This window comes from Pseudomonas sp. GW823-FHT02F05 (genome assembly GCF_058797315.1).
Map to the genome: position 1 here is coordinate 80,574 of NZ_JBXAJM010000005.1, position 22,182 is coordinate 102,755.

A 22,182-nucleotide genomic window follows, 5' to 3' on the forward strand; every position below is an offset into this window, starting at 1 on the left:
CGGATAGACTCCTCCACACTTTCCCCGCCCGCGAGCCGCCCCCATGCTCCATGTGTTATTCAGCGTTTACCTGAAGATACTGGTGCTCTACAGCCCGTGATGATCGTTCCCACGCTCCGCGTGGGAATGCCGCCCGGGACGCTCCGCGTCCTGCTTGAACGCGACGCAGGGCGTCACTGGATGTATTCCCACGCAGAGCGTGGGAACGATCACACCCACCGCTATCGCAGGCAAGCCAGCTCCCACATTTGATCTGTGTCGGATAGACTCCTCCACACTTTCCCCGCCCGCGAGCCGCCCCCATGCTCCATGTGTTATTCAGCGTTTACCTGAAGATGCTGGTGCTCTACAGCCCGTTCTTTGTGCTGTCCTGCTTTATCAGCCTGACCCGTGGCTACTCCAGCAAGGAGCGTCGGCGCCTGGCGTGGAAAGTTGCACTGGCCACCCTGGTATCGAGCGTGCTGCTCTACCTGTTTGGCCGGGTGATTTTCAGTGTGTTCGGCATTACCGTCGACGCGTTCCGTATCGGCGCCGGCAGCGTGTTGTTTATCTCCGCCCTGGGCATGGCCCAGGGCAAGTCGGCGGTGCAGACCGACAACGTGCAGCAGGACGTGACCATCGTGCCGCTGACCATCCCCCTCACCGTCGGCCCCGGCACCATCGGCGCCTTGCTGGTGATGGGCGTCAGCCAACCACACTGGGACGACAAGCTTACCGCCATCCTGAGTATTGCCCTGGCCAGCCTGACGGTGGGCGTGGTGCTGTACCTGTCCAACCGTATCGAACGCATTCTCGGCGACCAGGGCTTGCAGATTGTCAGCCGGTTGATGGGCCTGTTCGTCTGCGCCCTGGCCGCGCAAATCATTTTTACCGGGGTACGTGGCTACCTGGTGCCCTAGATCCGGTATTTGGCGATAGCCATTTCCACTTTGTCACCGGCGCTTTCGCGCATCAGTTGGATGGTTTTCTCGTTGACCATAGAGGTATTGAGCACCAGGCAAGTCTGCCCGCTGAAGGCCTCGAACGAGGAGCTATCCCACTCCAGGAAGGGCAGGCCCACCTGTTTATCCACACCATGGGTGCTGTAGGTCACCAGCACCATGATCAACTCGCCGTCTGTTTCAGCGCAGGAGGCCAGGCCGAAATCGCCGCCCTCATGCACCGCGCAATTGCGCTTGAACAGCTCGAAAGACGCTGGCTGACGCTTCAATGCATCCAGCGCATCGGCGGCCAGCTTTGGCAAGGCGCTAAGCAGTGGCCCGAACAGCGCCGTCGACGTCAGCATCGAGGCGATGATATTCAGCGCCGCCAGTTGCACCGTCAGGCCTTTGCCCGCACGCGAGACCCGTTCAAAGCGACTGCGCAGCGGCAGCCACCCCAGGCTGACCATTACCTTGATAAATTCCTCGTACCACGCCTCGCTGCCCCGCTGGACGTTCAGCACATCGCTCACATAACTGCTGGCCAGCAGATAGCTTTTGCGTACGTATTCGCGGTTCAACGCCGACAAGCCTTCGGCAAATGAAATCACCCCGTTGTTGACCACGGCCGCATTGCAATCATCGTCGCTATCCAGCGCGCAAGCGGCCTGCCTGGCAGGTGCGCCCGGCAATTTGTAGGCGGCAATCAACTTGCGCCTTTTTTTACTGTTGATCCTTCTGTGACGTCGCTCCATTTTCTGTTCTCCACAAGCACCCCACATGGGGCTTGCTTCCACCCTAGTCCAGGGAGCAGCGGGGTTTCCATGCGATAAACATCCCTTGGACTGCCCCGCCCAAAACCAGCGTCCAGCAATGACAAGGCGCGGCGGGCAGGCGTGCGGTTTTCATCGCATAAAAAAGAAAAAGCCCCGAACAACGCCAGGGGAATCCCTGGGTTATTCGGAGCTTTCCGGCAGCCAACCGGGCTGTTTTCAGGAGTTGGGTTTGTCGCCATACCAACGTGGTGTGTACACCCACTCGCCGCCACCCGCGCGCGGGAACACACAGGTGGTGGATGAACCGATCAGCACCATGGTGCGCATGTCCACCTGCTCGGGCGTCAGTTGCCCCAAGGTAGTGACGCGCAGCGTCTGGCCTGGACGACCGATGTCACGGCCCAGCACCACCGGCGTCTGCGGCGTGCGATGCAGCGCGACGATCTCCAGGGCGCGCCCCAGTTGCCAAGGCCGCGACCTGGAGATCGGGTTGTAGAACGCCAAGGCCAGGTCGGCCTGGGAAGCCAGGTCCAGGCGTTTTTCGATGATCGCCCAGGGCTTGAGATTATCCGACAGCGACATCACACAGAAGTCATGCCCCAGCGGCGCGCCCGCCTGGGCAGCGGTGGCCAGCGAAGCGGAAACCCCCGGCAGGATTTCCAGGTCGACCTGATGCCAGGCCGGCTCGCTGGACTCGTGCAGCGCCTCGATCACCGCTGCGGCCATGGCGAATACACCCGGGTCACCAGAGGACACCACCACCACCGAGCGGCCTTGCGCGGCTAGCTCGAAGGCGTGGCGGGCGCGCTGCATTTCTTCGCGGTTGTCAGTGCAGTGTTGCACTTGGTCGTCCCGGAACGGCCCGGCCATGCGCACGTAGGTTTCATACCCCAGCACATCGGTGCAACGCGCCAGTTCCGCCTTCACCGCCGGCACCATCAATTCAGCAGCGCCGGGGCCCAGGCCAATCACCGCCAGACGCCCGCGGGGGCGCCCAACCTGTGACAGATCCAAGGGCTGCTCGGCGACGGTGATACTGATGTCCGCAACGGGTTCCAGTACGGCAAAACGCAGCGGTACACCCAAGGCCGACGCGGCTTCATGCAAGGACGCGTCAGCCATCTGCAGGTCGCTGGCCAGCAGGCAGGCCAGGGATTGCACCGCGACCCCCGCCTCATGCAGCGCTTGGCGCACACGCTCGGCCAACTGCGCACCCGGCCGGCAGGTGGCGTAGACATTCTGCGGGTAAATCAGCAACTCGTTGGCTGCCGGTGTGCGCTCGGCACTGCCCACATGAATCGCCAGGCGCGCCTGTTGATCCTGAGGCAGGTTAGCGTCCTCCAGCCATGGCGCCGCGCCTTCAATGCGCACGCTTTCGCCGGCCAGAAGGTCGCAGACAAAGCGTTTGCCCAGCTCGATGTCGGCCAGTTGATAGCCCGCCGGCGGGTTGAGCAGGCAGGTGCCAAAACGCAACTCGCCGCTGGTGGTGATGGCGGCGGACACGCCGAGCGCTGCCGCAATATCGCGCGCCATGAGGTTTACGCCCCCCAGGCCACCGAGCAACGGCACCACAGCGCTGCCGTCTTCAGCCACGGCCAGCACGGCGGGTTCTTCGCCCTTTTCCAGCAGCAACGGTGCCAGGGTGCGAATCACAATGCCCGCGGCGCACAGGGCAATCAGTGGCGTGCCCTGCTGATAGAGCTGACGCAAGGTCGCGCCGAATTCGCTGTAGGTACGGTCTGCCCCCTCAACCCGTGTGGCCAAACCGTGGATCAACGCGCCGGGGTAAACCTGCTGGAGCCTGCGCGCAGTCGCCAGGCTGCCTTGGCCCAGAATCACAATCGCCGGGGTCATCAACCTTGCCACCTTTCACCGGGCACGATGATCAGCGAGAAATACGGCGACGACATCGGCTCCACCTGATCCAGCGGCACGATCTTCTGGTTGGCCATGGTCGCGCGTTCCACGTACAACGCCCGCTCGGCCAGACCCAACTCTTCCAACACCTGGCGCACTTTCGGGAAGTTGCGCCCCAGCTTCATGATCACTGCGGCATCGGCATCCGCCAGGCGGCGCTTGAGGTCCTCATGGGGCAATACGCCCGAGAGCACCGACAAGCTCTGGTTGCGATACACCAACGGCGCGCCGAGTACCGAGGCACCACCGAGCATCGAGCACACACCTGGAATCACCTGGGCCTCGTAGCGCTCGGCCAGGCGGTCATGCAGGTACATGTAGGAGCCGTAGAAAAACGGGTCACCTTCGCAGATCACCGCCACGTCGCGGCCCGCGTCCAGGTGAGCGGCCACGTCGAGGCTGGCATTGTCGTAGAAGTCGCTGATCACCTGCTCGTAGGACAGCGGCGCCGGCAGCACTTCGGTGGTCACCGGGTACACCAGCGGCATCAGGGTCTGTTGCGGCACTAGGTGGTCCTCGATAATGCCGAAGGCGTTGCCCTTCTTGCCTTTGGCCACGAAGTACGCCACCACCGGCGATTCACGCAGCAGGCGCAGGGCTTTGAGGGTAATCAGTTCCGGATCACCGGGGCCGACGCCCAGGCCGATCAAACGTCCGCGCACCTGCATTATTCGACCTCCGTGGCCAGGGCATTGACGGCGGCGGCAGCCATGGCGCTGCCGCCCAGGCGACCTTGCATGATCACGAACGGCACCCCACGACTATCAGCAGCGAGCATGGCCTTGGATTCGGCGGCGCCGACAAAGCCCACCGGAAAACCCAGGATCAACGCCGGCTTCGGCGCACCGGCATCGAGCATTTCCAACAGATAGAACAACGCGGTCGGCGCGTTGCCGATCACCACCACACTGCCTTCCAGATGCGGGCGCCACAGTTCAAGGGCGGCGGCGGAACGGGTATTGCCCAGTTCCCGCGCCAGCTCCGGCACGCTGTCGTCGCGCAGGGTGCAGATCACTGGGTTATTGGCTGGCAGGCGCGCGCGGGTCACGCCTTCGGAGACCATCCGCGCATCGCACAGAATCGGCGCGCCAGCGGCCAGCGCATCGCGCCCGGCCTTGCCCGCACCTTCGGAGAATTGCAGACCGTCGATGGCCTCGACCATGCCGCACGCATGGATCACCCGCACCGCGAGTTTTTCCAAATCGGCCGGGATGCGGTCCAACTTGGCTTCCGCGCGAATAATGGCGAAGGAGTTGCGATAGATCTCCTGACCGTCGCGGATGTAATCAATCATCGGTGTTGCTCCGTGGACGAGCGCGCAACAGGGCGCCCGCCGCTTCAATGGAAAGAGTGCGCGCGTGAAGCCGGCCAAAACCAGGCTGGGTTGCATCGCAAAAATAGAGGTCGTAGTGGCCGGGGCTCACCGCCAGCAAGGTGACTGGCGCGGTGTGCGCGGCAGCGCAGGAGCGCAGGCAGCCGGACAGATGCACCTCAACGCCCGGTTGCAGAGCGGCCAGTTGCACGGCGTCGGCCTTGGTGTCGGCCAAGCCTTTTGCGCAGCCGCTGGAACCGGTGCAGGCAATCATGCGCGCCAGCGGGTGGCCGAGCGAGCAGATAAAGCCCAGTTGCGCCAGGCGCTCGGTCACGGCGTGAGGCTTTTCGACGTTGGGCACCAGCACGCCTTGCCAAGGGGTGAAGCGCAAGGTGCCGTCCCCATAGTCACTGGCCAGTTGTGCGGCGCCCTTGAGCATCGCCGGGTTCAGGCGGCCCAATGGCGCGAGGGCGGCGACGTAGAACTGATTCTTTTGCACTTGTGGATAAGTGCCCACCTGGAGCGACGCGTCGCTGGGCGGGCGTATGAAGCCGTCGGCTGGCAGCAACGGCAAGCGCAAATGGTTCAGCACGTTATCCACAGACAAATGGCGCATGCGCGTTTGTTCTGGGGTGGCGAGGTCCAGAAACGCTTCCAGCACGGCCACGACCAACCCATGCCCCTGGTTCAAAGGCACGGCGGCCAGGGGCGCATCCAGGCCCGGACAGCCGGCCAGGCCGAACGCGAGCAGGGTTTCGCCATGGCGTACGAAGGCCGACAACCACAGGTCGTGGTGATGCTCGAGCATCGCCAGGTCTTCGCCGCCATCGAGTTGCACCGCGAACTTGGCCGACAGTTCATGGAAACGCGGATGGTTCTCCAGGGTGGCGAGGATCTGCGCGGCCAGCGGGCGGGTGTCGAACAGCATCTGCGGGTCAATGCCAGCGCTGGGGCTGAGCATCAGGTTGCGCACGTCGTCACCGCCCGCGTTGCTGGGGCCCAGGCCCGCCGCCAGTAGTCGGGCGATCAACGCCTCCTGCTCGGCGCCGATGCCGCGGATCTGCAGGTTGGCGCGGTTGGTCGCCTCAATCACCCCGCCCGCATACGCCTGGGCCGCGTCCGCCAAGGCGTGGGCCTGGGCGGCAGTGATCGCGCCGCCCGCCAATTTGACTCGGCAAATGCCACCGTCCAACGCCTGGACAATACGCAGCAACCCCGGACAAGCCGAGGGGCGCAAGGTATTCACAGCGGGCGTTGGGTTCACGGGGCTACCGGTTGACGGGTAAAGGCGCGGTATTATGCCTGCTTTGTCCGGCGGCATGAAAAGCCTGCCCGTCGGATGTCGTTCAAGGAATTGATATGTCGCCCTGGCTGACGGTTGTAGGCATCGGTGAAGACGGCTTCAAAGGCCTGGGCAGAAATGCCCGGCATGCCCTGTTGCGCGCCACGCGGATTATAGGCGGCCAACGCCAGTTGGACCTGTTGCCGGTGTGTATTCGTGGCGAACGCCAAGTGTGGCCGAGCCCGTTTTCCCTGGAGCCAGTGTTGTCGCGGCGCGGGGAGCCCGTGTGCGTTCTGGCCAGTGGCGATCCGATGTTCTATGGCGTCGGCGCCAGCCTGGCGCGGCAAGTGCCAACTGAAGAGTTGTTGATTTTGCCCGCGCCATCGTCGGTATCCCTGGCGGCGGCGCGCCTGGGCTGGCCGTTGCAGGAGGTGGTGACGTTATCCGTGGTGGCCCGTCCGGTGGCGGCACTTAATGCGCATCTGGCCAGTGGCGTGCGCTTGTTGGTGTTGAGCAATGACGGCAACAGCCCCGCGTTGATTGCGGCGTTGTTGGCCGAGCGCGGCTTTGGCCCCAGTCGGATAACTGTGTTTGAACACTTGGGCGGCCCGGCTGAGCGGCGTATCGACGGGCATGCGCAAGCGTGGGAGCCCACGGCGGTTGCCGATTTGAACCTGGTCGCCATCGACTGCCTGGCCGATGCCAACGCACCGCGTCTGTCGCGTCTTGCAGGCTTGCCCGACGCGGCTTTCAAGCACGACGGCCAACTGACCAAACGCGATGTGCGCGCCATGACCCTCGCCCGCCTCGCGCCCATGCCGGGCGAACTGTTATGGGACGTAGGCGCGGGCAGTGGCTCCATCGGTATTGAATGGATGCGCACCCATCCCAGCTGTCGCGCCTTCGCGATCGAAGCCGACGCAGGCCGACAAAGCCTGATCGAACACAACCGCGACGCCCTCGGCGTGCCCGGCCTGCAACTGATTCGCGGCAAGGCGCCGGAGGCGTTAAGCGGCCTGGAAACGCCGGACGCCATCTTTATCGGCGGCGGCGTCACCCGCGACGGCGTGCTCGACACCTGCTGGCAACACCTGCGCCCCGGTGGCCGCCTGGTTGCCAATGCCGTGACCCTGCAAAGCGAAATGACCTTGATGAACTGGCGCGCCGAGCATGGCGGTGAACTGACCCGCATCCACGTGGCCCAGGCGCAGCCCCTGGGCGAGTTCGATACCTGGCGCCAGGCGCTGCCGATCACGTTGCTGGAAGTGATCAAGCTGCTATGAAAAGGATTCTATTACTGGGCGGGGTCACGGAAGCGCTGGCCATCGCCCGTACCCTGGGGCCGCAGCATATCTACAGCCTGGCCGGCGTGGGCCGCGTACCAACCGACCTGAACTGCAAGGTTCGTGTCGGGGGTTACGGAGGCGCTGAAGGGTTAGCGCAGTTTATTCGTGACGAACGTATCAGCCTGATCATTGACGCCACCCATCCGTATGCAGCGCAGATCAGCCAAAACGCGGCCCAAGCGGCGCAATTGAGCGATGTGCCTTGCTGGGCATTGCGACGCCCAGCCTGGCAGCCGCAGCCGGGGGATGATTGGCGAGAGGTCGCCGACTGGGCCGAACTGGTCGAAGCGCTCAAACCCTTCAAACGCCCGCTGTTCACCTTGGGTCGCGAACCCTTGCAGCACCTCGACGAAATCCCCGCCGATCAGTTCTGGACCTTGCGCGCGCTGGATGTGTATCCCGGCAACGAGCGCTGTGAGGTGATCGGCGCACGCGGGCCGTTTTTGATCGAGGATGAACGGACGTTATTCGAAGAACGGCGGATTGATGTGCTGATCAGCAAGAACAGCGGCAGCACCGCCACCGAGCCGAAGCTGGAAGTGGCGCGTGAGCGTGGGGTGCCGGTGTTGGTGTTGAAGCGGCCGGTGTTGGCTGCCGTAGATCGAGAGTTCACAGCAGTGCCGGCGTTGCTACAAGCAATCACTCTTTTCTAAACACCACCTATCCAATGTGGGAGCGTGCTTGCTCGCTCCCACACTTTGGAATTGCGTTATCAAATGACGGTAGTAGATCAGCCAGCCAAGGCGCTAGCTCAATCAACTGCGCAACCATTGGCTGGAAAAAGCCCTATACCTGACTTGATCGTTCCCACGCTCCGCGTGGGAATGCATCCTGTGACGCTCCGCGTCACGGCTTTAAAAGCGGACGCAGAGCGTCCAACGCGGCATTCCCACGCAGAGCGTGGGAACGATCAGCCCGCCTGGTGCGCCGCGTCCTTTCTGCAAAATTGGCAAGCGGCCGTTCTCGTCTATCCTCAAACCCAACACTGCGACACCAAACCACACCCGCCCTTTTTACTTATCCCCCCCGATCAGGCTAAATACCCGCCTGATCGTTTAACCCTACGGATTATCCGCCATGGCCCGTCAACGCTTTGCAATTGCCTGGATCGCCTGCCTTGCAGTGCTGTTCAATGCGTTTGCCATGCCGTTGGCCAGTGCAATGCAGCAGACCGATGACCCGGTCAAGCGTCTGATGTGGGGCGGGTTCTGTTCGTCCAATGGCGCGAGCCTCAAGGCGATTGCCCTGGGCAAGCTGGAAATTCCCGCACCGCCGGACGATCACTCTGCCATGCAGCATTGCTGGTGTTGCTCGGGCTCTGCGCCGTTGGTGGCGTTGCCGGGGCATGTGCCGCAGTTGTATGTGACGCGCTTCGAGGCGGTGCAGAACTTGCCGCCGCGCTTATTGCGCAATCCAACCCCGCGCCAGCAATGGCCGAGCCTCAACCCCCGCGCTTCTCCAACGGTCTGATCTTCTTCGCAAGTGAACTGCGTTTAGAACCGTTCTGGAGAACTGCCATGCTTAAATCTTCCCTGCTTCTGGCTGCGTTGCTGCTGCCGGTGTTCAGTGCTGCCAATGCCGAAGACTACAAGGCCGGCGATTTGCTGGTGAGCGACCCCTGGTCTCAGGAGTTGCCACCGAATGCGCCTACCGTCGCCGCCTACTTTGTAATTCATAACACCGGGGCGGCCCCGGATCGCCTGCTCAGCGTTGAAACCAGCGTTGCCGAAAAAGCCGAGCTGCATGAGCACGTGATGCAAGGCGATTTGATGAAGATGCAACAAGTACCCAGCGTTGCCGTACCGGCCAAGGGTGAACTGACCTTCGCGCCGATGGCCTATCACGTCATGCTGCTTGGCCTCAAAGACCGCAGCCTGCTGGCCGACGGCAAGCAATTCCCTCTGACCCTGACCTTCGAAAAAGCCGGCAAGGTCCAGGTGCAAGTGTCGGTGCACAAAGCGCCGCCAATGGCCGGCCACGAGCATATGCACGCCCAGTAAGCCAAACCCGATGGGCGCCCCTCGCGCCAGGTTGTCTCCCCACCGCCGCCTGATGCGCGGCAGTTGGATCAGCCTGTTCGCCATGCTGATGATCTTTATCGGTCCGCTGATTTCCCAAGCGATGCCGATGGATCATCACGCCAGCATGTCCATGACCATGGACATGCCCAACTGCCATGGTGAACCTGCGCAGCACAGCAAAGCCCCCGACGAGCATCATGTTCTCTGGGAAAAATGCGGCTATTGCAGCCTGCTGTTCAGTTGCCCGGCCCTGCCCGGCAGCGTCTCCTACGCAACCCTCGGCACCCCGCCGCCCGCCAACGCCCTCACCCCCGCCACGCGCCTGGGCCATGCCCGGCAGAGCATCTTCCCCGGAGCCCGCAGCCGCGCGCCGCCCATCGTTTCGTAAGCCCTTCACCGCGTTACTTCACCCCGGCCGACTTTAGACAGACAGCCGCAGGCTGCTGGCCGTGTTGTTTACGATTGATTGATGGAATTTGTCATGTCCAGGTTTTCTGCTGACACCCGCTTGGGAAGTACTGCCCTGCTCACCGCCTTATGCGGCGCACTATTGGCTGCCCACGCTCACGCCGACGAGCATGAGCTGAGCCCCACCGTCATCACCGCGATCGCCCCCAGCTCACCGCTGACCGTGGTCACCAACCCCAAAGACCCTCGCCAACCGGTGCCCGCCAGCGATGGCGGCGACTACCTCAAGACCATCCCCGGCTTCGCCCTGGTGCGCAACGGCGGCACCAACGGCGACCCGGTGCTGCGCGGCATGTTCGGCTCGCGTCTGAATATCCTCACCAACGGCGGCATGATGCTCGGCGCCTGCCCGGGCCGCATGGATGCGCCAACTTCGTATATTTCGCCGGAAACCTACGACAAGCTCACCGTGATCAAAGGCCCGCAAACCGTGCTCTGGGGCCCGGGCGCATCAGCGGGCACCATCCTGTTCGACCGTGAACCCGAGCAGTTCGGCGAGCTGGGCACGCGGGTCAACGCCAGCGTATTGGCCGGTTCCAACGGGCGTTTCGACAAGGTCATCGATGCCGCTGCAGGCGGCCCATTGGGCTATGTGCGCGTGATCGGCAACCAGGCCCACGCCGACGATTACAAGGACGGCAACAACGACACCGTCGCCTCGCGTTATGACAAGTGGAACGGTGACGTGGCTGTGGGCTTCACGCCCGACGCCGACACCCTGCTGGAACTCACCGCCGGGCGTGGCGATGGTGAAGCGCGCTACGCCGGCCGCGGCATGGACGGCTCGCAGTTCCTGCGCGAAAGCCTGGGGCTGCGTTTCGAGAAATCCAATATCGGCGAGGTGCTGGATAAGGTCGAGGCCCAGGTCTACTACAACTACGCCGACCATGTGATGGACAACTACAGCCTGCGTGTCCCTTCGGGCACCGGCATGATGGCGGGCCCCATGGCGTCCAACGTCGACCGCCGCACCCTTGGCGCACGCATCAAGGCGACCTGGCGCTGGGCGGATGTGCAATTGATCAGCGGCCTGGATGCGCAGACCAATGAACACCGTGCGCGCAGCAGCATGGGCATCGACACGTATAAGGATTTGCCGCGCAACAAGGACGCCAACTTCCACAACTATGGTGTGTTCGGTGAATTGACCTGGTACGCCGCCGACAACGATCGTCTGATCACCGGCGCACGCCTGGACCGCGCCTCGGCCAAGGACGTCCGTCAACGCACCGGCTCGGGAATGATGTCGCGCCCGAACCCGACCGCCGGCGACACCCGCGCCGATACATTGCCCTCGGGCTTTGTGCGTTATGAGCACGACCTGGCGGACAGCCCCACCACGCTGTATGCCGGCCTGGGCCACGCGGAACGTTTCCCGGATTACTGGGAGCTGTTTTCCCCCAACACCGGCGCGGCCGGTTCGGTGAATGCCTTCGACGGCGTGAAGCCCGAGAAAACCACCCAGCTCGACTTCGGTGCCCAGTACAAGAGCGCCGACCTGGAAGCCTGGGTGTCGGGCTATGTCGGCCAGGTGCGCGACTTCATCCTGTTCGACTACAGGCCCGGCATGATGGGCACCACCTCCCAGGCGCGCAATGTGGACGCACGTATCATGGGCGGCGAAGTGGGCGCAGCGTACAAGCTGAGCCAACACTGGAAAGCCGACGCCAGCCTCGCCTATGCCTGGGGCAAGAACAGCAGCGACGGCAAGGCCCTGCCACAAATGCCACCGCTGGACACGCGCCTGGGCCTGACCTACAGCGAAGACGATTGGAGCGCTGGTGCGTTGTGGAGGGTGGTCGCGGCGCAACACCGTATCGATCCAAACAAAGGCAACGTGGTCGGCAAGGACTACGACAAGAGTGGCGGCTTCGGCGTGTTCTCGCTGAACGCGGCATACCGCGTCAACAAGCACTTCAAGGTCAGCACCGGGGTCGACAACCTGTTCGGCAAGGCTTATGCCGAGCATCTGAATCTGGCCGGTAACGCAGGCTTCGGTTACCCAGCCAACGACCCGCAGGCCATCAAGGAGCCGGGGCGTACGCTCTGGACCAAGGTGGACATGAGCTTCTAAAAGCGTCGCAGGCAAGCCTGCGCCCACAGGTGGATTACAGTCCCCTGTGGGAGCTGGCTTGCCTGCGATGGCGGTGTAACAGACCAAGAAAAATCAAAAGCCTTATGCGGAGCACCCGATGACCACACAAAAAATTTCCTTCTATAACCTGGCCTGGCGCTGGCACTTTTACGCCGGCCTCTTCGTCGCCCCCTTCATGGTGCTGCTGGCCCTCACCGGCATCATCTACCTGTTCAAACCCCAGCTCGACCCGCTGATGTACGGCCACCTGCTCACCGTGCCCGCCGCCGAACACGCGCTGAGCGCCGACGAGCAACTGCAGCGCGCCCAAGCCGCCTACCCCCACGCCGCGATCAGCAAATACCTGCCCCCTGCCGATGCCACTCGCAGCGCGCAGTTCGTGATGCGCAACGACGCCCACGAAGTGACGGTGTTCATCGACCCCTATCGCGGCACCGTCCTCGGTGAGCAGGACGCAAACAACAACCTGCAAGCCATCGTCCGCGCCCTGCACGGCGAACTGATGATCGGCACCGTCGGCGATCGCCTGATCGAACTCGCCGCCGGCTGGGGCGTGATGCTGGTGGTGTCCGGCCTGTACCTGTGGTGGCCGCGGGGCAAGTCATCTGCAGGCATTCTGTGGCCTCGCTTCAATACCCGTGGTCGGGTGTTCTGGCGTGACCTGCACGCAGTCGCCGGGTTCTGGGGCGCAGCGTTCCTGCTGGTGATGCTGCTCAGCGGCATGACCTGGACCGGCTTCTGGGGCAAGCAATACGCCGACTTGTGGAACACCTTCCCAGCCGCGATGTGGAACAGCGTGCCGCAGTCCGACCAGCAGGCCCGTGTGCTCAACACCGCCACCCAGCAGACCGTGCCCTGGGCCCTGGAAAACACGCCGATGCCAATGTCCGGCGACCACGCCGAGCATATGAATCACGGCGCAATGCACGCAGGCCCGGCCGCACCCACGGTGCGTCTTCAACAGGTGGTCGACCTGGCCAACGCACGCAAGGTCGAGCCCGGCTACAGCATTACCTTCCCCACCACCGCCACTGGTGTATTCACCGTCGCGGTGTTCGCCGACGACCCGCGCAACGACGCCACCCTGCACGTGGACCAGTACACCGGCAAGGTCCTGGCCGATGTACGTTGGGATCATTACAACCTGGTCGCACGCGCCACCGAAACCGGCGTGATGCTGCACGAGGGCAAGATGTTCGGCTGGGTCAACCAACTGATCGTGCTGTTGATCTGCCTGATGATTCTGCTCAGCGCGGTCAGCGGCGTGGTGATCTGGTGGAAGCGCCGGCCACAAGGCGGGCTGGGTGTGCCGCCGCTGCGCCATGACCTGCCCAAGTGGAAAACCGCGATGGCGATCATGCTCGGGCTGGCGATCATTTTCCCGTTGGTAGGGGCTTCGTTGGTCCTGGTGTGGGCGCTGGATCGCTTGTTGCTGTCACGCATCAGCGCAACCGCCTGAAGCATTGTCGCGCAACGCCCTCTTTTGAAGCCTGCCGTGCACTCAACGGCCTCCGTGGCGCCAACCTGGTGCGCCACGGAGCGGCTTTACCTCCCGAACCCGCCGGTAAACCGTGTCTGGCGTAGCAGGCACAGCCTTTGCAAAGCCCTGTGTATCTGCCCCACAACAATTATCGGTACACGGAGATCGCACCATGAAGCGTCGCAGCTTGATCAAGGCTTTCACTTTGTCGGCATCTATTGCCGCCATGGGTTTGACCTGGACCGTCCAGGCCGCCGAGACCATCAAGGTCGGCATCCTGCACTCGCTGTCCGGGACCATGGCGATCTCCGAAACCTCGCTCAAAGACATGGCGCTGATGACCATCGACGAGATCAACGCCAAGGGCGGGGTGAACGGCAAGATGCTCGAACCGGTGGTGGTGGACCCGGCGTCCAACTGGCCGCTGTTCGCCGAGAAAGGTCGGCAACTGTTGACCCAGGACAAGGTGGCCGTGGTGTTCGGCTGCTGGACCTCGGTGTCGCGTAAATCCGTACTGCCGGTGTTCGAAGAACTCAACGGCTTGCTGTTCTATCCGGTGCAGTACGAAGGCGAAGAGATGTCGCCCAACGTGTTCTATACCGGTGCGGCCCCGAACCAGCAGGCGATCCCGGCGGTGGAATACCTGATGAGCGAAGAAGGCGGCAGCGCCAAGCGTTTCTTCCTGCTCGGCACCGACTACGTGTACCCGCGCACCACCAACAAGATCCTGCGCTCGTTCCTGCATTCCAAAGGCGTGGCGGATAAAGACATCGAGGAGGTCTACACCCCGTTCGGCCACGCCGATTACCAGACCATCGTCGCCAACATCAAGAAGTTCTCCGCCGGTGGCAAGACCGCGGTGGTCTCCACCGTGAACGGCGACTCCAACGTGCCCTTCTACAAAGAACTGGCCAACCAGGGCTTGAAAGCCACCGAGGTACCGGTGGTGGCGTTCTCGGTGGGTGAAGAAGAACTGCGCGGCATCGACACCAAGCCGCTGGTGGGCAACCTCGCGGCCTGGAACTACTTCCAGTCGGTGGAAAACCCGGTGAACCAGAAGTTCGTGGCCGACTGGAAAGCCTACGCCAAGAAACACAACCTGCCGGGCGCCGACAAAGCCGTGACCAACGACCCGATGGAAGCCACCTATGTGGGCATCCATATGTGGGCGCAGGCGGCGGAAAAAGCCAAGTCCACTGACGTCGACAAAGTGCGTGAAGCCCTGGGCGGCCAGACCTTCGCCGCGCCGTCGGGCTTCACCCTGACCATGGACAAGACCAACCACCACCTGCACAAGCCGGTGATGATCGGTGAGATCCAGGCCGACGGGCAGTTCTCGGTGGTGTGGCAGACCGAAGCGCCGATTCGTGCACAGCCGTGGAGCCCTTACATTCCGGGCAATGACAAAAAACCGGACTATGCCGTGAAGAGCAACTAACGCCCCCACGGCTCGAATGTGGGACATGGTCACTGTGGGAGCTGGCTTGCCTGCGATGCAAACAACTCGGTGTGCCTGACACACCGCAGCGATGCCATCGCAGGCAAGCCAGCTCTTACACACAGCCTGCTCCCACACTGTCCCCGCATGACCAGGACATTTTTATATGCCCACTGCCCTCCACCGCCTCATCCTCGCCCTGCTGTTGTTGCTGCCCTTTGGCGCACACGCCAGCGACGCCGAAGACTTCCTTGCCGCCAACCCGGTGCAGCAAGCCAAACTCCTGCAGGACTGGGCCGCCCACCCCGACCCAACGCGTATCGAGTTGGTGGATGCCCTTGAGCAAGGCCAACTCACGCTCAACGGTGAAACCAAGACCGTGCGCCTGAACAACCGCCTGCGCGGTTTGATCAATAACGTGCAAGCCAGCCAGCAACTGCTCGCCGCCGACCCCAAGGTGCGCCTGGACGCAGCGCGCACCCTGCAAAAAAGCGCGGTGCCTGCACAACTTAAATTCCTCGACCAGCAGGTCGCCGCCGAGACGGATGAGCAGGTGCACAGCGCCCTCAGCCTGGCCCTGGCCAACCTGCAACTGGTCGACCCCGACCCGGTGGTGCGCCTGGCGGCCGTGCGCTTGCTCGGCAGCACCGGCGACCCGCTGGCCCGCACGCGCCTAGAGGCGCTGCTGGCGCCAGGCGTGGAAGCCGACGCCGCCGTACACACCGCCGCTGAGACCAGCCTGGCCCAGGTCAAACGCAAACTGATGATGGGTGAGATCCTCGGCCAGGCGTTCAGCGGCATGTCCCTGGGCTCGATCCTGCTGCTGGCGGCCCTGGGCCTGGCGATCACCTTCGGCCTGCTCGGCGTGATCAACATGGCCCACGGCGAGATGCTGATGCTCGGCGCCTACTCCACCTATGTGGTGCAATTGATGATGCAGCGCTATGTGCCCCAGGCCATCGAGTTCTACCCGTTGATCGCGTTGCCGGTGGCGTTTTTTGTCACTGCGGCCATCGGCATGGCGCTGGAACGTACGGTGATTCGCCACCTGTATGGCCGCCCCCTGGAAACTCTGCTCGCCACCTGGGGCATCAGCCTGATGCTGATCCAGCTGGTGCGTCTGGTATTCGGCGCGCAGAACGTCGAAGTGTCGAACCCGGCCTGGCTGTCTGGCGGCATCCAGGTACTGCCCAACCTGGTGCTGCCGTACAACCGCATCGTGATCATTGCCTTCGCGCTGTTCGTGGTGGTGCTCACCTGGCTGCTGCTGAACAAGACGCGCCTGGGTCTGAACGTGCGCGCCGTCACCCAGAACCGCAACATGGCCGCCTGCTGCGGCGTGCCCACCGGGCGCGTGGACATGCTCGCCTTTGGCCTCGGCTCCGGTATCGCAGGTTTGGGCGGCGTGGCGCTGAGCCAGATCGGCAACGTCGGCCCGGACCTGGGCCAGAGCTACATCATCGACTCGTTCCTGGTGGTGGTGCTCGGCGGCGTCGGCCAGTTGGCCGGCAGTGTCATGGCCGCCTTTGGTTTAGGGATCGCCAACAAAATCCTCGAACCCCAGATCGGCGCCGTGCTCGGCAAGATCCTGATCCTCGCGCTGATCATTCTGTTTATCCAGAAACGCCCGCAAGGACTCTTCGCACTGAAAGGACGGGTGATCGACTGATGAACCAGCCATTAATGCTTACGGCCACGCAAAAAGCCGGCCCCAAAGTCACGATTGCAGTCGGTGCAGTCATCCTGCTCCTGCTGCTGGCGTTGCCCCTGTGTTCGTTATTGTCTGCGGACAACCCGCTGCATGTGTCGGCCTACACCTTGACCCTGGTGGGCAAGATTCTCTGTTACGCCATCGTCGCCCTGGCGCTGGACCTGGTGTGGGGTTACGCGGGGATGTTGTCCCTGGGCCACGGTTTGTTCTTCGCCCTGGGCGGCTACGCCATGGGCATGTACTTGATGCGCCAGGCGGCAGGCAGCGAGTTGCCGGCGTTCATGACCTTTTTGTCCTGGACCGAATTGCCCTGGTACTGGGCCGGCACCGACCACTTCCTGTGGGCGTTGTGCCTGGTGGTACTGGCCCCCGGTGTGCTGGCCTTGGTGTTCGGTTTCTTCGCCTTCCGCTCGCGGATCAAGGGCGTGTATTTCTCGATCATGACCCAGGCCCTGACGTTCGCGGGGATGCTGTTGTTCTTTCGCAACGAGACCGGGTTCGGCGGCAACAACGGCTTTACCAACTTCCGCAGCATCTTAGGTTTTGGCATCACTGAACCTGGCACCCGGGCGGTGTTGTTTTTCGCCACGGTGCTGTTGCTGGTGGCCAGCCTCTACATCGGCTGGCGCCTGGCGAAAAGCAAGTTCGGCCGAGTGCTCACCGCCCTGCGCGATGCCGAGAACCGCCTGATGTTCTGCGGCTACGACCCACGCGGTTTCAAGCTGTTCGTGTGGGTGTTGAGCGCAGTGTTGTGCGGCCTTGCCGGTGCGCTGTATGTGCCGCAGGTGGGCATCATCAACCCCAGCGAAATGTCACCGACCAACTCCATCGAAGCCGCCGTGTGGGTAGCGCTGGGCGGGCGTGGCACGTTGATCGGGCCGTTGCTCGGCGCTGGTGTGGTCAATGGCATGAAGAGCTGGTTTACCGTGGCCTTCCCCGAGTACTGGCTGTTCTTCCTGGGCGCGCTGTTCATCATCGTCACCCTGTACCTGCCCAAGGGCGTTATCGGCCTGCTGAAGAAATGAGGAACGTCATGCTTGAACCTATTTTCGACGCAGGCAGCGGCCGCGATGCGATTGGCATCGGCCAGGTCGCGGGCAAAGGGCTCAACACCCGGCACGGCACCATTCTGACCCTGGAAGATATCAGCGTCAGCTTCGATGGGTTCAAGGCCCTCAACGACCTGAACCTGTACATCGGCGTGGGCGAATTGCGCTGCATCATCGGCCCCAACGGCGCGGGCAAGACCACGCTGATGGACGTGATCACCGGCAAGACCCGGCCCAGCCACGGCAAGGCCTGGTTTGGCGAAACCCTGGACCTGACCCGCATGAGCGAAGTGCAGATCGCCCAGGCCGGCATCGGGCGCAAGTTCCAGAAGCCCACGGTGTTCGAAGCCTTGAGCGTGTTCGAAAACCTCGAGCTGGCGCAGAAGACCGACAAGTCGGTGTGGGCCAGCCTGCGTGCGCGCCTGAACGGGGAACAGAAGGACCGCATCGAGGAAGTGCTCGACACCATCCGTCTAACCGCCTCGGTGCATCGCCCCGCCGGTTTGCTGTCCCACGGCCAGAAGCAGTTTCTGGAAATCGGCATGTTGCTGATGCAAGACCCGCAACTGTTGCTGCTGGATGAACCGGTAGCAGGCATGACCGATGCCGAAACCGAATTCACCGCCGAGCTGTTCAAGCGCCTGGCCGGCAAGCACTCGTTGATGGTGGTGGAACATGACATGGGGTTTGTCGGCTCGATTGCAGACCACGTGACGGTGTTGCACCAGGGCAGCGTGCTGGCCGAAGGGTCGCTGGAACAGGTGCAGGAAAACGAGCGGGTGATCGAGGTTTACCTCGGCCGCTAACGCTGACACGAACGGCTGATCGTTCCCACGCTCCGCGTGGGAATGCCAGGTTGGACGCTCCGCGTCCCGCTGAGCAACGGTGACGCAGAGCGTCACGGGATGCATTCCCACGCAGAGCGTGGGAACGATCATTGAGGAGAATCGAACATGCTGCAAGTCAACAAGCTGCACCAGTACTACGGCGGTAGCCACATCCTGCGTGGGCTGTCTTTTGACGTGAAGATCGGCGAAGTCACCTGCCTGCTCGGGCGTAACGGCGTGGGCAAGACCACCCTGCTCAAGTGCCTGATGGGCCTGCTGCCGGCCAAGGAGGGCGCAGTGAACTGGGAAGGCAAGGCCATCACCGGCTTCAAGCCGCACCAGCGCGTACATGCCGGCATCGCCTACGTGCCCCAGGGCCGGGAGATATTCGGGCGGCTGACCGTAGAAGAAAACCTGCTGATGGGACTGTCGCGTTTCCCCGGTTCCGAAGCCAAAGAGGTGCCGGCCTTCATCTACGAACTGTTCCCGGTGTTGCTGCAAATGAAGCATCGACGCGGCGGCGACTTGTCCGGCGGGCAGCAGCAACAGTTGGCGATTGGCCGTGCCCTGGCGAGCCGCCCGCGCCTGTTGATTCTCGATGAGCCCACCGAAGGCATCCAGCCGTCGGTGATCAAGGAAATCGGCGCGGTGATCAAGAAGCTCGCGGCGCGCGGCGATATGGCGATCCTGTTGGTGGAGCAGTTCTATGACTTTGCCGCTGAACTGGCTGACCAGTACCTGGTGATGTCCCGTGGGGAAATCGTGCAGCAGGGCCGTGGTGAAAATATGGAACGCGAAGGTGTGCGTGGGCTGGTAACCATCTAATCTGTAGCCTCCTAACGATAAGCACACGCCATGAACCTGCCCGTTACCCCTGCCCTGTTCACGCCCAGCTGGCACGCCGAGCTGGAACTCGGCTACGCGCGTGTCAATGACACCACGCGCCCGGTGCTGCGCCGCCACCTTGGCCCGCTGCGGGTGCAAAAACACCTGTACGCCGAAGGCCCCGAGGTATGCCAGCACATCATCGTGCATCCGCCCGGCGGGATTGCCGGTGGCGATCGCCTGGACATCAGCGCCCATGTGGGCACGGGTGCCTGGGCACAACTGACCAGCCCCGGCGCCGCCAAGTGGTACCGCGCCAGCGGCCCGGCGTTTCAACACGTCAAGTTGACCGTCGAGGCCGGCGCGACGCTGGAATGGCTGCCCCAGGAAACCATCGTATTCAGCGCCGCCCAGGCCGAACTGACCACGCGAGTGGAGCTGTCGGGCGATGCGCGGTTGTTCTACTGGGATGTGGTCGCTCTGGGCCGCCCGGCCAGTGGCGAACGGTTCGACCTTGGCCACTTTCAATCGCACCTGGACATTCGCCGCGACGGCCAGTTGCTCTGGCATGAGCGCCAGCGCATTGTGGGCGCCGATGGATTGCTGGATTCGCCAATCGGGCTGGATGGGCAACCGGTGTTTGCCACGTTGCTGGTGACCGGTGAGCTCGACCCTGAACTGCTTGAACAATGCCGCTCACTGCCCCACGCGGTGCGCGGGGATTTGACCCAATTGCCTGGCTTACTGGTGGCGCGTTGTTTGGCCAGTGAAGCGCTGCGGGCGCGGGGGTGGTTGATTGATTTATGGCGGCTTTTACGCCCGGCGCTGTTTGGGCGTGAAGCAGTCGCACCAAGAATCTGGAGCACATGAAGATGCGCCCTTTTGTAGGAGCGAGCTTGCTCGCGAAAATCGTTAACGATAACGCGGGCCTCCTGAATGCACGCGGCGCCCTCGGGTTTTTCGCGAGCAAGCTCGCTTCTACAGGGGTAAGCGCTCGTCTTTTTAACTGCCTTACTACGGACTGAACCATGGACCTGACCCCACGGGAAAAAGACAAACTGCTGATCTTCACCGCAGGCCTGGTCGCCGAACGGCGCCTGGCACGCGGAGTGAAGCTCAACTACCCGGAGACCATCGCCTATATCTCCGCCGCCCTGATGGAGGGCGCCCGCGATGGCCGCACCGTGGCCGACCTGATGCACTACGGCACCACCCTGCTCAGCCGCGAACAGGTTATGGAAGGTATCCCGGAAATGATCCCGGATATCCAGGTGGAAGCCACGTTCCCCGACGGCACCAAGCTGGTCACCGTCCACCAGCCCATTGCCTGAGGCGCAGCCATGATTCGTGATGCAACCGAACACGACCTGCCGGCGATCCGCGCCATCTACAACGACGCGGTGTTGAACACCACGGCGATCTGGAACGAGCAACCGGTGGACCTGGCCAACCGCCAGGCCTGGTTCAGTGCGCGCCAGGCCCAGCAGTACCCGATCCTGGTCACGGTGGACAACGACGAAGTCACCGGCTACGCCTCATTCGGCGACTGGCGCCCCTTCGAAGGCTTCCGCTACAGCGTCGAACACTCGGTATACGTGCGCAATGACCAGCGCGGCAAAGGCCTCGGCCCGCGCCTGATGCAGGCCCTGATCGAGCGCGCCCGCAGCCGCGGCAAGCACGTCATGGTCGCCGCCATCGAAAGCGGCAACCTGGCCTCGATCCGCCTGCATGAGCGCCTGGGTTTCGTGACTACCGGGCAAATGCCGCAAGTGGGCATCAAGTTCGGCCGCTGGCTGGACCTGACCTTTATGCAACTGACGTTGAATCCGGGCGCCGAACCGCCCCAGGAGTGAGATCGATGAGCGCTGCACAACTGCGTCGAGTCAATGCTGAAAGCTTTGCCCATTACCGCCGGGGCTTGATCGAGCTGTTGCTGGACGCGGTGCAGCACGGCGCTTCGGTGGGCTTCATGGCCGACTTCGATGAGGCCCAGGCCCGGGACTACCTGACCGGCGTGCAAGCCGGCGTCGAGGACACCAGCCTGCTGCTGTGGGTAGTGGTGCGCGACGAGCAGGTGATCGCCAGCGTGCAATTGGCGTTGTGCCAGAAAGCCAACGGCCTGAACCGCGCCGAGGTGCAAAAGTTGCTGGTGCACAGCAGCGCCCGTCGCCATGGCCTGGGCCAGCAATTGATGAATACCCTGGAACTCGCCGCGCGCCAGCACAAGCGTGGCCTGCTGTACCTGGACACCGAGGCCGGCTCCGGCGCCGAAGCCTTTTATCAGTCGCTGCGCTACACCAAGCTCGGTGAGCTGCCCGACTACTGCCAAAGCCCGGACGGGCGCTACAGCCCGACCGCCATCTACTACAAGACCCTGGGGCAACCTGCATGATTCCTGGTGAATATCAGATCCAGCCTGGCGAGATCGAACTGAATGTCGGCCGCCGCACCCTCATCCTCGGCGTAGCCAACAGCGGCGACCGGCCGATCCAGGTGGGCTCGCATTACCACTTTTTCGAGACCAATGACGCGCTGGAATTCGACCGCGCGGCCAGCCGTGGCATGCGCCTTAATATTCCGGCGGGCACGGCGGTGCGGTTTGAGCCGGGGCAACGTCGGGAGGTGGAGTTGGTGGAGTTGAGTGGTGCAAGGCGGGTATTTGGGTTTGCAGGGCGAGTCATGGGCGACCTTTAGGGCCTCATCGCAGGCGAGCCA

23 protein-coding genes are annotated in these 22,182 nt (G+C 63.0%); 18 read left to right on the forward strand and 5 right to left on the reverse strand.

The features are described from left to right. Positions 1-302 precede the first annotated feature (302 nt). Positions 303-899: a MarC family protein gene (locus tag AC1RAC_RS08430; RefSeq protein ID WP_003171467.1), complete on the forward strand. Its 597-nt coding sequence runs from the start codon at positions 303-305 to the stop codon at positions 897-899. Here the strand turns inward: AC1RAC_RS08430 and AC1RAC_RS08435 are convergent. The 5 genes from AC1RAC_RS08435 to cobG form a co-directional block, all read right to left on the reverse strand. Next, complete coding sequence (locus AC1RAC_RS08435; protein ID WP_054918794.1) at positions 896-1,675, reverse strand: hypothetical protein; 780 nt, start codon at positions 1,673-1,675, stop codon at positions 896-898. The genes AC1RAC_RS08430 and AC1RAC_RS08435 overlap by 4 nt on opposite strands. A 237-nt stretch (positions 1,676-1,912) precedes the next feature. Then, entirely contained in the window at positions 1,913-3,550 is a 1,638-nt protein-coding gene (gene cobJ / locus AC1RAC_RS08440; RefSeq protein WP_198862449.1) for a precorrin-3B C(17)-methyltransferase, read from the reverse strand. Further along, the gene (locus AC1RAC_RS08445) at positions 3,550-4,281 is read right to left on the reverse strand and encodes a precorrin-2 C(20)-methyltransferase (protein WP_003188163.1); all 732 of its coding nucleotides are present in this window, start codon (positions 4,279-4,281) and stop codon (positions 3,550-3,552) included. The genes cobJ and AC1RAC_RS08445 overlap by 1 nt, the downstream gene beginning before the upstream one ends. Continuing rightward, the gene (locus tag AC1RAC_RS08450; RefSeq protein ID WP_034126410.1) at positions 4,281-4,907 is read right to left on the reverse strand and encodes a precorrin-8X methylmutase; all 627 of its coding nucleotides are present in this window, start codon (positions 4,905-4,907) and stop codon (positions 4,281-4,283) included. Before AC1RAC_RS08450 ends, AC1RAC_RS08445 begins: the two co-directional genes overlap by 1 nt. Continuing rightward, positions 4,900-6,246 (reverse strand): precorrin-3B synthase, encoded by a 1,347-nt coding sequence (cobG, locus tag AC1RAC_RS08455; protein ID WP_054918801.1) that lies wholly within the window; start codon positions 6,244-6,246, stop codon positions 4,900-4,902. Before cobG ends, AC1RAC_RS08450 begins: the two co-directional genes overlap by 8 nt. A 38-nt stretch (positions 6,247-6,284) precedes the next feature. Between cobG and cbiE the strand changes: the two genes are divergently transcribed. The 17 genes from cbiE to AC1RAC_RS08540 all read left to right on the forward strand — a co-directional run bounded on the left by cbiE (position 6,285) and on the right by AC1RAC_RS08540 (position 22,161). Beyond that, complete coding sequence (gene cbiE / locus AC1RAC_RS08460) at positions 6,285-7,490, forward strand: precorrin-6y C5,15-methyltransferase (decarboxylating) subunit CbiE (RefSeq protein ID WP_492616496.1); 1,206 nt, start codon at positions 6,285-6,287, stop codon at positions 7,488-7,490. Beyond that, the gene (locus AC1RAC_RS08465) at positions 7,487-8,206 is read left to right on the forward strand and encodes a cobalt-precorrin-6A reductase (RefSeq protein ID WP_205548044.1); all 720 of its coding nucleotides are present in this window, start codon (positions 7,487-7,489) and stop codon (positions 8,204-8,206) included. The genes cbiE and AC1RAC_RS08465 overlap by 4 nt, the downstream gene beginning before the upstream one ends. Positions 8,207-8,630: 424 nt before the next feature. Beyond that, on the forward strand, positions 8,631-9,023 hold the full coding sequence (locus AC1RAC_RS08470; RefSeq protein WP_034126406.1) for a DUF2946 domain-containing protein: 393 nt from the start codon (positions 8,631-8,633) through the stop codon (positions 9,021-9,023). Positions 9,024-9,070: 47 nt separating this feature from the next. Then, positions 9,071-9,553 carry a copper chaperone PCu(A)C gene (locus AC1RAC_RS08475; protein WP_127880436.1) on the forward strand — a complete coding sequence of 161 codons (483 nt, stop codon included), beginning with the start codon at positions 9,071-9,073 and terminating at the stop codon, positions 9,551-9,553. 10 nt (positions 9,554-9,563) lie between these two features. Continuing rightward, positions 9,564-9,962 carry a DUF2946 domain-containing protein gene (locus tag AC1RAC_RS08480; RefSeq protein ID WP_127880437.1) on the forward strand — a complete coding sequence of 133 codons (399 nt, stop codon included), beginning with the start codon at positions 9,564-9,566 and terminating at the stop codon, positions 9,960-9,962. 93 nt (positions 9,963-10,055) lie between these two features. Beyond that, positions 10,056-12,116, forward strand: coding sequence for a TonB-dependent copper receptor (locus AC1RAC_RS08485; RefSeq protein WP_492616497.1), 2,061 nt, complete (start codon positions 10,056-10,058; stop codon positions 12,114-12,116). 118 nt (positions 12,117-12,234) lie between these two features. Further along, complete coding sequence (locus AC1RAC_RS08490; protein WP_089042137.1) at positions 12,235-13,596, forward strand: PepSY-associated TM helix domain-containing protein; 1,362 nt, start codon at positions 12,235-12,237, stop codon at positions 13,594-13,596. Positions 13,597-13,789: 193 nt separating this feature from the next. Further along, a complete protein-coding gene (gene urtA, locus AC1RAC_RS08495) occupies positions 13,790-15,055 on the forward strand; it encodes an urea ABC transporter substrate-binding protein (protein ID WP_003188149.1) in 1,266 nt (421 codons plus the stop codon). A 166-nt stretch (positions 15,056-15,221) separates the two neighbouring features. Next, on the forward strand, positions 15,222-16,724 hold the full coding sequence (urtB, locus tag AC1RAC_RS08500) for an urea ABC transporter permease subunit UrtB (protein ID WP_089042136.1): 1,503 nt from the start codon (positions 15,222-15,224) through the stop codon (positions 16,722-16,724). Further along, positions 16,724-17,791 carry an urea ABC transporter permease subunit UrtC gene (gene urtC, locus AC1RAC_RS08505; RefSeq protein ID WP_034126400.1) on the forward strand — a complete coding sequence of 356 codons (1,068 nt, stop codon included), beginning with the start codon at positions 16,724-16,726 and terminating at the stop codon, positions 17,789-17,791. Before urtB ends, urtC begins: the two co-directional genes overlap by 1 nt. Beyond that, positions 17,788-18,621: an urea ABC transporter ATP-binding protein UrtD gene (gene urtD / locus AC1RAC_RS08510; protein ID WP_014716710.1), complete on the forward strand. Its 834-nt coding sequence runs from the start codon at positions 17,788-17,790 to the stop codon at positions 18,619-18,621. Before urtC ends, urtD begins: the two co-directional genes overlap by 4 nt. Positions 18,622-18,768: 147 nt before the next feature. Beyond that, on the forward strand, positions 18,769-19,467 hold the full coding sequence (gene urtE, locus AC1RAC_RS08515) for an urea ABC transporter ATP-binding subunit UrtE (RefSeq protein ID WP_492616498.1): 699 nt from the start codon (positions 18,769-18,771) through the stop codon (positions 19,465-19,467). A gap of 30 nt (positions 19,468-19,497) precedes the next feature. Further along, complete coding sequence (locus tag AC1RAC_RS08520) at positions 19,498-20,337, forward strand: urease accessory protein UreD (RefSeq protein ID WP_259038875.1); 840 nt, start codon at positions 19,498-19,500, stop codon at positions 20,335-20,337. 158 nt (positions 20,338-20,495) lie between these two features. Beyond that, entirely contained in the window at positions 20,496-20,798 is a 303-nt protein-coding gene (gene ureA / locus AC1RAC_RS08525; protein ID WP_003171437.1) for an urease subunit gamma, read from the forward strand. Positions 20,799-20,807: 9 nt separating this feature from the next. Continuing rightward, the gene (locus AC1RAC_RS08530; protein WP_492616499.1) at positions 20,808-21,320 is read left to right on the forward strand and encodes a GNAT family N-acetyltransferase; all 513 of its coding nucleotides are present in this window, start codon (positions 20,808-20,810) and stop codon (positions 21,318-21,320) included. A 5-nt stretch (positions 21,321-21,325) separates the two neighbouring features. Beyond that, positions 21,326-21,859: a GNAT family N-acetyltransferase gene (locus AC1RAC_RS08535; protein ID WP_054896380.1), complete on the forward strand. Its 534-nt coding sequence runs from the start codon at positions 21,326-21,328 to the stop codon at positions 21,857-21,859. After that, positions 21,856-22,161, forward strand: a complete 306-nt coding sequence (locus AC1RAC_RS08540; protein ID WP_054896379.1) for an urease subunit beta — start codon at positions 21,856-21,858, stop codon at positions 22,159-22,161. The genes AC1RAC_RS08535 and AC1RAC_RS08540 overlap by 4 nt, the downstream gene beginning before the upstream one ends. Positions 22,162-22,182 lie beyond the last annotated feature (21 nt).

What these genes read in the sequence shown, in the direction of transcription:
- AC1RAC_RS08430 (WP_003171467.1), top strand. Translation starts at nt 303, where the DNA reads ATGCTCCATGTGTTATTCAGCGTTTACCTGAAGATGCTGGTGCTCTAC.
- AC1RAC_RS08435 (WP_054918794.1), bottom strand. Translation starts at nt 1,675, where the DNA reads ATGGAGCGACGTCACAGAAGGATCAACAGTAAAAAAAGGCGCAAGTTG.
- cobJ (WP_198862449.1), bottom strand. Translation starts at nt 3,550, where the DNA reads ATGACCCCGGCGATTGTGATTCTGGGCCAAGGCAGCCTGGCGACTGCG.
- AC1RAC_RS08445 (WP_003188163.1), bottom strand. Translation starts at nt 4,281, where the DNA reads ATGCAGGTGCGCGGACGTTTGATCGGCCTGGGCGTCGGCCCCGGTGAT.
- AC1RAC_RS08450 (WP_034126410.1), bottom strand. Translation starts at nt 4,907, where the DNA reads ATGATTGATTACATCCGCGACGGTCAGGAGATCTATCGCAACTCCTTC.
- cobG (WP_054918801.1), bottom strand. Translation starts at nt 6,246, where the DNA reads ATGCCGCCGGACAAAGCAGGCATAATACCGCGCCTTTACCCGTCAACC.
- cbiE (WP_492616496.1), top strand. Translation starts at nt 6,285, where the DNA reads ATGTCGCCCTGGCTGACGGTTGTAGGCATCGGTGAAGACGGCTTCAAA.
- AC1RAC_RS08465 (WP_205548044.1), top strand. Translation starts at nt 7,487, where the DNA reads ATGAAAAGGATTCTATTACTGGGCGGGGTCACGGAAGCGCTGGCCATC.
- AC1RAC_RS08470 (WP_034126406.1), top strand. Translation starts at nt 8,631, where the DNA reads ATGGCCCGTCAACGCTTTGCAATTGCCTGGATCGCCTGCCTTGCAGTG.
- AC1RAC_RS08475 (WP_127880436.1), top strand. Translation starts at nt 9,071, where the DNA reads ATGCTTAAATCTTCCCTGCTTCTGGCTGCGTTGCTGCTGCCGGTGTTC.
- AC1RAC_RS08480 (WP_127880437.1), top strand. Translation starts at nt 9,564, where the DNA reads ATGGGCGCCCCTCGCGCCAGGTTGTCTCCCCACCGCCGCCTGATGCGC.
- AC1RAC_RS08485 (WP_492616497.1), top strand. Translation starts at nt 10,056, where the DNA reads ATGTCCAGGTTTTCTGCTGACACCCGCTTGGGAAGTACTGCCCTGCTC.
- AC1RAC_RS08490 (WP_089042137.1), top strand. Translation starts at nt 12,235, where the DNA reads ATGACCACACAAAAAATTTCCTTCTATAACCTGGCCTGGCGCTGGCAC.
- urtA (WP_003188149.1), top strand. Translation starts at nt 13,790, where the DNA reads ATGAAGCGTCGCAGCTTGATCAAGGCTTTCACTTTGTCGGCATCTATT.
- urtB (WP_089042136.1), top strand. Translation starts at nt 15,222, where the DNA reads ATGCCCACTGCCCTCCACCGCCTCATCCTCGCCCTGCTGTTGTTGCTG.
- urtC (WP_034126400.1), top strand. Translation starts at nt 16,724, where the DNA reads ATGAACCAGCCATTAATGCTTACGGCCACGCAAAAAGCCGGCCCCAAA.
- urtD (WP_014716710.1), top strand. Translation starts at nt 17,788, where the DNA reads ATGAGGAACGTCATGCTTGAACCTATTTTCGACGCAGGCAGCGGCCGC.
- urtE (WP_492616498.1), top strand. Translation starts at nt 18,769, where the DNA reads ATGCTGCAAGTCAACAAGCTGCACCAGTACTACGGCGGTAGCCACATC.
- AC1RAC_RS08520 (WP_259038875.1), top strand. Translation starts at nt 19,498, where the DNA reads ATGAACCTGCCCGTTACCCCTGCCCTGTTCACGCCCAGCTGGCACGCC.
- ureA (WP_003171437.1), top strand. Translation starts at nt 20,496, where the DNA reads ATGGACCTGACCCCACGGGAAAAAGACAAACTGCTGATCTTCACCGCA.
- AC1RAC_RS08530 (WP_492616499.1), top strand. Translation starts at nt 20,808, where the DNA reads ATGATTCGTGATGCAACCGAACACGACCTGCCGGCGATCCGCGCCATC.
- AC1RAC_RS08535 (WP_054896380.1), top strand. Translation starts at nt 21,326, where the DNA reads ATGAGCGCTGCACAACTGCGTCGAGTCAATGCTGAAAGCTTTGCCCAT.
- AC1RAC_RS08540 (WP_054896379.1), top strand. Translation starts at nt 21,856, where the DNA reads ATGATTCCTGGTGAATATCAGATCCAGCCTGGCGAGATCGAACTGAAT.